This is a genomic window from Prochlorococcus marinus XMU1411 (assembly GCF_017696075.1).
Lineage (GTDB): Bacteria > Cyanobacteriota > Cyanobacteriia > PCC-6307 > Cyanobiaceae > Prochlorococcus_A > Prochlorococcus_A marinus_V.
The window spans coordinates 345,385-355,646 of record NZ_JAAORI010000004.1; the positions used below are offsets into that span (position 1 = coordinate 345,385).

13 protein-coding genes and 1 pseudogene are annotated in these 10,262 nt (G+C 32.6%); 7 read left to right on the top strand and 7 right to left on the bottom strand.

Annotated elements, in window-relative coordinates:
• Positions 1-23 precede the first annotated feature (23 nt).
• Positions 24-284 carry a hypothetical protein gene (locus HA145_RS08030; RefSeq protein WP_209128637.1) on the bottom strand — a complete coding sequence of 87 codons (261 nt, stop codon included), beginning with the start codon at positions 282-284 and terminating at the stop codon, positions 24-26.
• 189 nt (positions 285-473) lie between these two features.
• Here HA145_RS08030 and HA145_RS09675 point away from each other — a divergent pair, with 189 nt between their 5' ends.
• The 3 genes from HA145_RS09675 to HA145_RS08040 all read left to right on the top strand — a co-directional run bounded on the left by HA145_RS09675 (position 474) and on the right by HA145_RS08040 (position 1,812).
• On the top strand, positions 474-596 hold the full coding sequence (locus HA145_RS09675) for a hypothetical protein (protein WP_280634271.1): 123 nt from the start codon (positions 474-476) through the stop codon (positions 594-596).
• A 47-nt stretch (positions 597-643) separates the two neighbouring features.
• On the top strand, positions 644-1,039 hold the full coding sequence (locus tag HA145_RS08035) for a hypothetical protein (protein ID WP_025928822.1): 396 nt from the start codon (positions 644-646) through the stop codon (positions 1,037-1,039).
• A 308-nt stretch (positions 1,040-1,347) separates the two neighbouring features.
• Positions 1,348-1,812, top strand: a complete 465-nt coding sequence (locus tag HA145_RS08040; RefSeq protein WP_209128638.1) for an EVE domain-containing protein — start codon at positions 1,348-1,350, stop codon at positions 1,810-1,812.
• A 6-nt stretch (positions 1,813-1,818) separates the two neighbouring features.
• On the opposite strand, the gene HA145_RS08045 is transcribed toward HA145_RS08040, so the two are convergent.
• The 3 genes from HA145_RS08045 to HA145_RS08055 form a co-directional block, all read right to left on the bottom strand.
• Positions 1,819-2,070 (bottom strand): DUF2811 domain-containing protein, encoded by a 252-nt coding sequence (locus tag HA145_RS08045; RefSeq protein WP_209128639.1) that lies wholly within the window; start codon positions 2,068-2,070, stop codon positions 1,819-1,821.
• Between the two features lie 306 nt (positions 2,071-2,376).
• Positions 2,377-2,748, bottom strand: a complete 372-nt coding sequence (locus HA145_RS08050) for a DUF1818 family protein (protein ID WP_209128640.1) — start codon at positions 2,746-2,748, stop codon at positions 2,377-2,379.
• Positions 2,749-2,750: 2 nt separating this feature from the next.
• The gene (locus HA145_RS08055) at positions 2,751-2,987 is read right to left on the bottom strand and encodes a DNA-directed RNA polymerase subunit omega (protein ID WP_209128641.1); all 237 of its coding nucleotides are present in this window, start codon (positions 2,985-2,987) and stop codon (positions 2,751-2,753) included.
• Between the two features lie 97 nt (positions 2,988-3,084).
• On the opposite strand from HA145_RS08055, the gene HA145_RS08060 reads away from it, so the two are divergent.
• Positions 3,085-4,653 carry an Hsp70 family protein gene (locus HA145_RS08060; RefSeq protein ID WP_209128642.1) on the top strand — a complete coding sequence of 523 codons (1,569 nt, stop codon included), beginning with the start codon at positions 3,085-3,087 and terminating at the stop codon, positions 4,651-4,653.
• Positions 4,654-4,662: 9 nt separating this feature from the next.
• On the opposite strand, the gene pyrR is transcribed toward HA145_RS08060, so the two are convergent.
• Positions 4,663-5,199, bottom strand: a complete 537-nt coding sequence (pyrR, locus tag HA145_RS08065) for a bifunctional pyr operon transcriptional regulator/uracil phosphoribosyltransferase PyrR (protein ID WP_209128643.1) — start codon at positions 5,197-5,199, stop codon at positions 4,663-4,665.
• Between the two features lie 136 nt (positions 5,200-5,335).
• Here pyrR and gpmI point away from each other — a divergent pair, with 136 nt between their 5' ends.
• Both gpmI and secG read left to right on the top strand, forming a co-directional pair.
• Positions 5,336-6,958: a 2,3-bisphosphoglycerate-independent phosphoglycerate mutase gene (gpmI, locus tag HA145_RS08070; protein WP_209128644.1), complete on the top strand. Its 1,623-nt coding sequence runs from the start codon at positions 5,336-5,338 to the stop codon at positions 6,956-6,958.
• A gap of 22 nt (positions 6,959-6,980) precedes the next feature.
• Positions 6,981-7,208, top strand: coding sequence for a preprotein translocase subunit SecG (gene secG, locus HA145_RS08075; RefSeq protein ID WP_209128645.1), 228 nt, complete (start codon positions 6,981-6,983; stop codon positions 7,206-7,208).
• 70 nt (positions 7,209-7,278) lie between these two features.
• On the opposite strand, the gene groL is transcribed toward secG, so the two are convergent.
• Positions 7,279-8,916 carry a chaperonin GroEL gene (gene groL / locus HA145_RS08080; protein WP_209128646.1) on the bottom strand — a complete coding sequence of 546 codons (1,638 nt, stop codon included), beginning with the start codon at positions 8,914-8,916 and terminating at the stop codon, positions 7,279-7,281.
• Between the two features lie 51 nt (positions 8,917-8,967).
• On the bottom strand, positions 8,968-9,279 hold the full coding sequence (groES, locus tag HA145_RS08085; RefSeq protein WP_011377073.1) for a co-chaperone GroES: 312 nt from the start codon (positions 9,277-9,279) through the stop codon (positions 8,968-8,970).
• 220 nt (positions 9,280-9,499) lie between these two features.
• Between groES and HA145_RS08090 the strand changes: the two are divergent.
• Positions 9,500-10,262, top strand: a pseudogene (locus HA145_RS08090) (F0F1 ATP synthase subunit beta); the annotation flags it as partial.

Genomic DNA, 10,262 nt, shown 5'->3' on the forward strand with positions numbered 1-10,262 from the left:
GGTGACTATTAAAGTCCCCTATTTTATTCTGATTTTTCTTTAAATTCATTTGCGTTCAACTCTTCCGCTTTTACTTCTTCTTTTACTTCTTCTTCTTTTACTTCTTCTTCTTTTACTTCTTCTTCTTTTACTTCAACTACTTTTACCTTTGGCTCTTCCGTTTTAACTTCAACTATTTCTGATGCTATAGATTCAAACTTTCCTTTAATAAAATTTACTATGAAAATTAATATTGGAACATGAGCTAGACCACCTATTATGACTTTAGTTTCTGAATAATACATTTGTAAGTTAATGAGAGCTGAAATATTTAAGCATAAATTTAATTTGATAATTACTTATATTAAGTTGTTATTAGGGGAAATAATTGATTTACACTCGATCTAACCTCGACCCTACTTTTTTAGATAAATTACCTATATTTTCTTATTGATTTAAAAGTTATTATTTTTGCAAATAACAGGATTAAAAAAATGATGAAACTTGCAATCATTTTCTTACCAATTGTCTTTGCACTTATATGGGCTTTGTTTATTGGGTTAAGAATAAATAAAGTAGAAAATAGAGATGGAAAGAGAAAATTAGTTAATTATTAATTGATTGACAGTCGATCTAAAATAAGTAGCAATTAGCTCCTTTATTTATGAAGTTAAAAAATATTTTAAAAACTACTGGGGCACTTCATATTTTATTGGGATTATTAATTATTTTCCTACTGATTTTTTCTGTGGAAACTATTGCAGGCAAAGCTTCAACTGAAACATTGCTTCTTGTTAGAGGTACTGCAGATGTTGTAGCCGCTAGTAATTTAGGAATTGGTTGTTTATTGATTATTTGTAGTTCCATAAGAGATAAAGCCTCTTTAAGAAAAGTTTTATCAGGTGAATTAGCTTTGATGTTTTGTTTTTTAGCAGTAGCTCTATTCAATACTTTTAACGCTGGGACAATTGTTGATGGAGGACCTCCTCCGCCTTTTTGGATTGTTTTAATAGTGAATCCTCTTTTATGTATTTATGGATTAGTTAACAATAAAAATTGAAACTCCAACTCCTCCCACCACTTTTCAAACTATTCAATAAAAGCAGTTTCTTTGCATCACTGAATCAAAATACCTGCCCTGTATTAGATGCTGAAGAGATAAAAAACAAGAACAGAAAGAAGCTATTGATAAGTTATATCCATAAAATTTCAACAGAAATATCTTAAGTCATATTCAAAGATGTATAACGATCGTATGTCCCCCATACCACCCATCACTTTCCTAAATAGGAACTTTGATGGATAATAAATCTATATTGATAGAAGTTATTCACACTTTATTCAAACCTATATTTTCGCCGAGAACCCATGCCACAACAGGAACCTAGCTACTGGCTAATGAAGAGTGAGCCTGATGCTTATAGCATAGATACTTTAAAAAATGATGTAGTAACTCTATGGGATGGAATTAGAAATTATCAAGCTAGAAACTTTATGAGAAAAATGAATAAAGGAGATAAAGTTTTTTTCTATCATTCAAACTGTAAACCTCCTGGTATTGTTGGACTTATGGAGGTAATAGATCTAAATATTATTGATCCTACACAATTTGAAAAGGATTCAAAGTATTTTGATCCAAAATCTAAGCCTGATAATCCAAGATGGGATTGTGTAAAAGTAAAGTATATTTCCAAATCAAGTAAGATTCTTAGTTTACCTGAATTAAAGATTTTATTTAATGAAGATGAGTTATTAGTTGTAAAAAAAGGGAATAGGTTGTCTATATTACCTGTCCGAAATGATATTGCAAAAAAATTACTTAAAAAAATATAAAAAATTTTAGTCTTTAAAATTCATTGAAAACATATTTCCAATATATAGTCTCGTTAAATCTCTATTTTGAAATCCTTTCTGCATTAGAAATCCTGCGATAGCAGCTTGAAGTATCCTGTATTGATCCCAGTTAGGATGTTCCTCAACAAATTCTTTCATAGCTTTTTGAAGATTTTCTTGAAGCTCACATTTTAAACTAATTACTTCATCTTTCTGATTAAATACTTTTGGATTGCTCTCGTAATTTAAATCTTGCATATTAAAAAAATTTTTAAAAACTTACAAAATCCAGTTTTCTTTAAAATTACTAAATCGTCAACAATTATCGATAAGAAACATTCTTAGGTAGTAGAAAGATGAGAATACAGTGATTGCAATGGGTATTAAGGAAACTGATTTTCAAAAAATTATATGAACTGAAATATAAAGAATTATATAAAATCAAAAGTTTTCCACATACTTGAGTTCAATATTAATTTTAAGAAAGTTAGCTGTGGAAAAGTTGTGAAAAATTTTTTTAAGCTCGGGGAAATATTTTCCAAAACTTCCAATTTTATTTATCTTTTAATCCATTGATTCCCACATTTTTTTTATTTCAAATAATAAATTTTGTGCTATTGGTATCGGCCAATACATTTCAAAAGATCGAGTGTGATCCTGGCTTTCAAAAACAAACCTTAAACTCCATTCATTCTTTTTACCCTGTAACTCAATAAACCAGGGTAGTTGCTCTATTTCTAAAGTAATAGACTCCTCATCCATTAATTTATTTTTTAAACTAAATAATTGTTCGTTAAGTCTTAGAAGTAGAAGATAAAGGGAATAAAATTCACTTTTCTGTAATTCAATTGACCAATTATCAATACCAATCAAGAAACAAAATTTACCTTTTTTAGTATCTTTTAATAATCTCCATCTTTTTTGGTCTTTCAACAAAATTAGCCAGGAAGTAAATCTGGTTGATCTTGTTCATCACTTAATTCAATAATAGACCTTTGAACTGGTTTAATAGTTGACTCCTCTAAAAGTCCATCAAAATCATCAAAACGCCTTTGTTTAGCTCTGAAAGCAATTTTTACTGTCGTTAAGTATCTGTTAGTTGATTTTCTTATTAAACTTTCACCTCTTTTGGCGAGATCATTTGAATCGATTCCCCCGTTATTTGATATGTTCATTAAAAGGTTATTTACTATAAATGTATTTTACAATTTATTGGACCAATTAAAAACATAAATTACAAAACTAACTTAATTGATTCATAGAAAATTTCGAATGAAAGAAAATTTATCTGGAACACTCGCTATTGATTTAGGAAATACCAATACTGTAGTAGCTTTTCAAGATGAAAAAGATAGTAATCCTATTTTAGTTGAAATGCCAAATATTACTGCATCTCCAGGAGTTATTCCTACAGCAGTTTGGTTCGAGGGAAATTCAGAAATAATCAAAATTGGTAGTTGTGCTCTAAAGATGAAGGATAACTCCAATTCTGATTTGTTTTTTCATTCTAATTTCAAAAGATTAATTGGAAATCCAAGTGAAAAAATAACCCATAAAAATATTTTAAATCCCTCTGAATGCGGCGAAAAATTTTTTAAAGTTTTATGGGCAAACATTCCTCAAAAACTTGAAATCAAGAGACTTGTTTTAACTGCACCGATTGATACATATAAGGGTTATAGGGAATGGTTACTTAACCTTTGCAAAGAAATAACTGTTGATGAAATAGCACTAGTTGATGAACCTACTGCAGCAAGTTTAGGGATTAAATTACCATTTGGCTCCAAAATAATGACATTAGATATTGGCGGAAGCACAATCGATATGAATATTGTCAAAATAGAGGGTGGAGAAGGAAAATCTGGACCAATAGCTGAACTATTAAAATTCAAGGGCAATGACGTTAGCTCATCTTCAAAACAAAAAATTAGGTGTGCAGAAATTATCAGCAAAGTAGGCTCAAAAATTGGAGGCAAAGATCTTGATCAATGGATAGTTGATTATTTTATTCCAGATAATAAATATTCAATTAATCTTTTAAAGGCAGAAGAAATAAAATGTAAACTCAGCTCATCTTCAGTCAAATATGAAACGAAATACCCAATAAGATTATTTACTGAAGGATATAAAGAAAAAGAATTTTACTTAAGCAAAGAAATATTTGAGAAAATTATTATAGAGAATAATCTTCTTAATCACCTTAACTCCTTACTTAAAGACTTATTAAATGAAGCAAGAGGTAAATTTTGTACAACTGATGACTTAAATACAATTATTTTGGTTGGAGGTGGTACTCAAATACCATTAATTAAAGAATGGATTAAAAAAAATATTTCAAAAATTGATATAAAGTCACCACCTCCTATTGAATCAATAGCTCTTGGAGCTTTATCCATGACCCCAGGGGTAAAAATTAAAGACATCTTAAATAAAGGATTATCCATAAGATTATTAAATAAAAGAGACCAAAAACACTTCTGGCATCCTATTTATTGGAAAGGTCAAACATGGCCAACTGAAACCCCATTAAAACTAGTCCTTCAAGCTAGTAATAATAATCAAAAAATTTTTGAAATAATTATTGGAGAAACATTAAAAGAGAGAGAATATGATGTAATTTTTGAAAATGGATTACCAAAATTAGCAGAGGTTCAAAGTGAAGAAGAAATTGTAAAATGGGATAAAAAACCACTCAAAATCGAGCTCAAAAATAAATCTCCTGTTGGAAAGGATAGTTTAAAACTGTTCTTCCAAATCACTAAAAAAGCTGATTTATTAGTTAGGTGTTTCGATATTAAAGATGAATTTTTAGGAGAATATAATTTAGGTAATATTTACTAAACAAAAAAGCTATTCAAGAAAAACCCCTTCTTCATTATCAACATTATTAAGACGTAAACTAATACTTTCATTTTTACTAGTTGGAACTTTTTTCCCGCAAAAATCTGGTTGAATAGGTAATTCTCTATGACCTCTATCTACCATGACTAGTAACATCACTTTTTTAGGCCTGCCCCATGAATATAGAGCATCAATTGCAGCTCTAATAGTTCTCCCTGTATAAATCACATCGTCTATTAAGAGAATTTCTTGTTTCTCAATAGGAGTTGGAATATCAGTTGCTTTTATTAGACGAGTTTCAACTCTTTTTTGATCATCTCTATAAAAAGTTGGATCAATTATTCCTTTGCTAATTTTAACGCCTGTCTTACAGAATAATTCTTTTTCGAGAACTTCGGCCAGAGTAATTCCTCTTGTAGGAATACCAACCAAAACAAGGTTATCTAATTTTTTTACTTTTTCAATAATTTCGGAAGTTAAACGCGAAAGTGTTTTCCTCAACTCAACTTCATTAAGAATTACGATCCTTTTTGTTTTATTGGACATAATTTATCGATAAATTAAATTCATTCAATATTTTCATAAATTAGCAAAAGCTAACTATTTTAAATATAAATTGTTAATCAGTAGCGTTTAAAGCTAAATTTAAGGTTGGATTACCCAATGTGAAATTGATCTAAATATGTCAAACATTAGTAGCAAAAATATAAATAGAATAAATATTCCTCAGAGCCCTGTAGTTCTGGCAATACTAGATGGGTGGGGATATCGAGAAGAAATATCCCACAATGCTATTAAAAGTGCCAATACGCCAATCATGGATTCGTTATGGCATGCATATCCTCATACTTTAATAAGCGCTAGTGGATCTGATGTAGGCCTTCCAGATGGTCAAATGGGTAATTCAGAGGTAGGTCACCTTACTATTGGTTCGGGAAGAATTATTCAGCAAGAACTTGTAAGGATTACAAATATTGTAAAAAACAATCAGTTAAATCAGGTTCATGAGTTAAAGGAAATAGCTGATTCATTAAAGAAAAACAATTCAACTTTACATATCACTGGATTGTGTTCTGATGGAGGCGTACATAGCCATATCGATCACTTAGAAGGTTTATTAAAATGGGCATCTGATATTGGACTTAAAAACGTTGCTATTCATATTATTACTGATGGAAGAGATACTCCAGCAAAAAGTGCAACTCAATATCTTAATAAAATAGAGTCATGCATTAAAAAATTTAAAATAGGCGAAATAGCCTCTATTTGCGGAAGATATTGGATAATGGATAGAAATCTTTTATGGGACAGAACAGAAAAAGCATATGCTAATTTAACTGATCCAAATTTAAAGGTAACAAATATTTCCCCGCAGGATTACATTAAAAATAGTTACGAGAAAAACATTACTGATGAATTTATAGAGCCTATAAGAATATCTGAAAACTATCTTAAAGATGGCGATAGTTTGATTTGCTTTAACTTCCGTCCTGACAGAGCGAGACAAATAATCAAATCCCTTTCAGAGAAAAAATTCTCAGAGTTCAAAAGAAAAGTTCTTCCAAGCTTAGATTTAGTCACTTTTACCCAATATGACCCAAACTTCCCTGTTAAAGTTGCATTTCCGCCTGAATCACTAAATAATTTTATCGGACAAATAGTCTCAGAGAATGGACTTAAGCAATATAGAACAGCAGAAACAGAAAAATATCCTCACGTTACATATTTTTTCAATGGCGGAGTAGAAATTCCTTTAGCAGGAGAGGAAAGACATTTAATTCCATCTCCAAGAGTCGCTACTTATGATATGGAGCCCGAGATGTCAGCAGAAGAATTAACTATTAGTTGTTCTAAAGCGATTAAAAGTGGAAAATATGCTTTTGTAGTAATCAATTTTGCTAATCCTGATATGGTGGGCCATACAGGCAATATGAATGCAACAATTAAAGCTATAGAAACAGTAGATAAATGTATAGGTCAAATAGTGAATGCTACTGGAGAAATGGGTGGAAGCATATTAATAACAGCCGATCATGGTAATGCAGAAGTAATGAAGGGTTCAGCAGGAGAACCATGGACAGCACACACCATAAATAAAGTTCCACTAATTTTAGTTGAGGGCGAAAAAAGAAAAATCCCCAATAAGGGAAATGAGATTTATTTAAGGGATAATGCTGGACTAGCAGATATCGCACCAACTTTATTACAATTATTAAACCTTCCAGTTCCTAAAGAAATGACAGGGAAAACATTAATTAAAGAAATCGAGTTAAAAGGTTATAATAAAGTGGTACAACACGTCTAGAGTAAATACTAGCCTTTTATAAATGATTCAAATTGTTAGTTGGATATGGGTATTTTCTGGAATTCTTCTGATACTTTTAGTTTTACTCCATAGTCCTAAAGGTGATGGAATGGGAGGTATAGCAGCTAGTGGAAGCTCAATGTTCAATAGTGCAAGTAGTGCTGAAGCATCTCTCAACAAAATAACTTGGACTTTTTTAATTATATTTTTGTCATTAGCAATTATTCTAAGTGCTGGTTGGATTTCATAAGTTCCAAATAAAAAGGGATCATTTAAAATAATCCCTTTTTATTAAATTTTAATTAATTAATCTTATTTAGTTAATAATCAAAATCGCCGCCCATACCAGGAGCTCCAGCTGGAGAAGATGGATCTTTTTTCTCTGGTAAATCTGCAACTATACATTCTGTGGTTAGAACCATTCCTGCTATTGAAGCTGCATTTTGTAATCCTGAACGAGTGACTTTAGCAGGATCAACTATTCCAGCGGAAGACATATCAACATATTCTCCTGTAGCGGCATTAAATCCATCGTTAAATGGCTTAGATTTCACATTCTCAGCAATAACAGCACCATTAGAACCTGCATTTTCTGCAATTCTCATAAGAGGAGCTGTAAGTGAAGCTTCAACAATATTAGCTCCAATTAATTCTTCTCCCTCTAAATTTTTATCAGCCCAATCTTTTAGTATTGGGGATAAATGAGCAAGAGTTGTCCCTCCTCCAGGAACAATCCCTTCTTCAACAGCAGCTTTTGTAGCATTGATAGCATCCTCAAGACGAAGTTTTTTATCCTTCATCTCAGTTTCAGTTGCAGCTCCAACCTTGATAACTGCTACACCCCCAGCTAATTTTGCTAGACGCTCTTGTAACTTTTCTTTATCGTAAGAAGAATCTGTTTCATCCATTTGCTTCTTGATTTGATCACATCTTGATTTCACAGCTTGTTCATTACCCTCAGCTACAATAGTTGTAGTTTCTTTATTGATAGTTATTCTTCTACCGGTTCCAAGCATATCTAAGGTAGCATTTTCTAACTTCAGTCCAGCATCTTCAGTAATGAGTTGACCATTAGTTAAAACAGCCATATCTTCAAGCATAGCTTTTCTTCTATCCCCAAATCCTGGAGCTTTTACAGCAGCCACATTTAAGACACCTCTTAGTCTATTAACAACGAGAGTAGCTAAAGCCTCTTTTTCAATATCTTCAGCAATGATGACTAATGGCTTACCAGTTTTTGCTATTTGTTCCAAAACAGGAACTAAATCTTGTACTAATGCAATTTTTTTATCAGTTAACAGGATATATGGTTCATCTAAAACAGCCTCCATTCTCTCTGTATCTGTTGCGAAGTAAGGAGAAATATAACCTTTGTCAAAACGCATACCTTCGGTTACTTCTAGTTCAGTAGTCATTGATTTTCCCTCTTCTAGAGAAATAACCCCTTCTTTACCAACTTTATCCATTGCATTGGCGATCATTTGACCTACTTCTTCATCATTTCCAGCAGCGATAGTACCGCATTGCGCAATAGCATTACTATCACTGATAGGTTTAGAATTTTCCTGAATTTTGCCAACTAAAAATTCAGTAGCTTTATCAATTCCTTTTTTTAAGGTAATTGCATTTGCTCCGGCAGCAACATTTCTTAAACCTGCTTTAACCATTGCATGAGCTAAGACGGTAGCGGTTGTAGTGCCATCTCCAGCTGCATCGTTAGTTTTCGAAGCAGCTTGTCTTATTAATGCAACTCCTGTGTTTTCAATGTGGTCCTCTAATTCAATTTCCTTAGCAATTGTCACACCATCATTAATAATTTGTGGAGCCCCAAATTTTTTCTCTAAGACAACATTTCTTCCTTTAGGTCCAAGCGTTACAGCTACAGACTCAGCAAGGATATCGATTCCTCTCTCGAGCGCTCTACGAGCTTGCTCATTGTAAATAATTCTTTTAGCCATGTTTAGGCAGTAATTTAATAATAAGTTTTAATAATTTTTGAAACAAATATTTTAGCCTACAACAGCTAAAATATCTTTTTCAGAGAGCAAGACATATTCATCTCCTCCCAATTTAATGTCTGTTCCAGCATATTTGCTGTACAAGACTTTATCGCCAATACTCACTTCTGGAGTTTGTCGAGAACCATCGTCATTGAGTTTCCCAGGACCTACCTGAGCAACTTCTCCCACCTGTGGTTTTTCTTTAGCTGAATCAGGCAAAAGAATGCCTCCAGCAGTTTTTTCCTCAGATGCGGAAACTTTAATAAAAATTCTATCTCCCAGTGGTTTTACTGTAGAGACTGTAAGTGAAACAGCTGCCATAGATTAATGGAGGATCATGAATGGGACGCTTTGCGCCATAAAAAGGATAGAGAAAATTCTCGATCCGTATCATCAACAACATAATCGGCGAAGCGGTAATAAAACCATACTTCAACTGTGCGGTTGGCCGAACCCATTTAACGAATTTACCCATGAGATGGTAGTATTTTCGGAATAAAAGCTGTTTAAAATCAGCCATTCATCACCAAATTAATAAAAAATGGTAGCAACTCCATCAACTTCTTCACAAACAAAAGGCGTAGTGCGTCAAGTAATTGGACCAGTTTTAGATGTAGAATTCCCAGCCGGAAAATTACCTAAGATACTAAATGCTTTGAGAATTGAAGCAAAAAATCCTGCTGGCCAAGAAATTGCCCTAACTGCAGAGGTTCAACAGCTTCTTGGTGACCACAGAGTCAGAGCAGTAGCAATGAGCGGCACAGACGGCCTTGTAAGAGGCATGGAGGCAATTGACACAGGTGCTCCAATATCTGTCCCTGTAGGAGAAGCAACTTTAGGAAGAATATTTAATGTTTTAGGAGAGCCAGTAGATGAACAAGGTCCAGTAAAAACAAATGATACTTCTCCAATTCATAGAGCCGCTCCTAAATTAACTGATTTAGAGACTAAGCCAAAAGTTTTTGAAACTGGAATAAAAGTTATCGACCTTTTAGCTCCATATAGACAGGGAGGAAAAGTCGGTTTATTTGGGGGAGCAGGTGTTGGAAAGACTGTTCTAATTCAAGAATTAATCAACAATATCGCTAAGGAACATGGTGGGGTTTCAGTTTTTGGGGGTGTCGGAGAAAGAACAAGAGAAGGAAACGATTTATATGAAGAATTTAAAGAATCAGGGGTCATTAATGCAGATGACTTAACTCAATCAAAAGTTGCCTTATGCTTTGGGAGGGTTTTTCGTCTATCAACAAAAATTAAATTTTTATATTTTAGTTTTTTGGGGATTACTTGGAACTATTTTTGGA

Coding starts and splice junctions, on each gene's coding strand:
- pyrR (WP_209128643.1), bottom strand. CDS start 5,199: ATGTCCAATAAAACAAAAAGGATCGTAATTCTTAATGAAGTTGAGTTG.
- HA145_RS08055 (WP_209128641.1), bottom strand. CDS start 2,987: ATGAACATATCAAATAACGGGGGAATCGATTCAAATGATCTCGCCAAA.
- HA145_RS09675 (WP_280634271.1), top strand. CDS start 474: ATGATGAAACTTGCAATCATTTTCTTACCAATTGTCTTTGCACTTATA.
- secG (WP_209128645.1), top strand. CDS start 6,981: ATGATTCAAATTGTTAGTTGGATATGGGTATTTTCTGGAATTCTTCTG.
- gpmI (WP_209128644.1), top strand. CDS start 5,336: ATGTCAAACATTAGTAGCAAAAATATAAATAGAATAAATATTCCTCAG.
- HA145_RS08035 (WP_025928822.1), top strand. CDS start 644: ATGAAGTTAAAAAATATTTTAAAAACTACTGGGGCACTTCATATTTTA.
- HA145_RS08060 (WP_209128642.1), top strand. CDS start 3,085: ATGAAAGAAAATTTATCTGGAACACTCGCTATTGATTTAGGAAATACC.
- HA145_RS08045 (WP_209128639.1), bottom strand. CDS start 2,070: ATGCAAGATTTAAATTACGAGAGCAATCCAAAAGTATTTAATCAGAAA.
- HA145_RS08030 (WP_209128637.1), bottom strand. CDS start 284: ATGTATTATTCAGAAACTAAAGTCATAATAGGTGGTCTAGCTCATGTT.
- groES (WP_011377073.1), bottom strand. CDS start 9,279: ATGGCAGCTGTTTCACTTACAGTCTCTACAGTAAAACCACTGGGAGAT.
- HA145_RS08040 (WP_209128638.1), top strand. CDS start 1,348: ATGCCACAACAGGAACCTAGCTACTGGCTAATGAAGAGTGAGCCTGAT.
- groL (WP_209128646.1), bottom strand. CDS start 8,916: ATGGCTAAAAGAATTATTTACAATGAGCAAGCTCGTAGAGCGCTCGAG.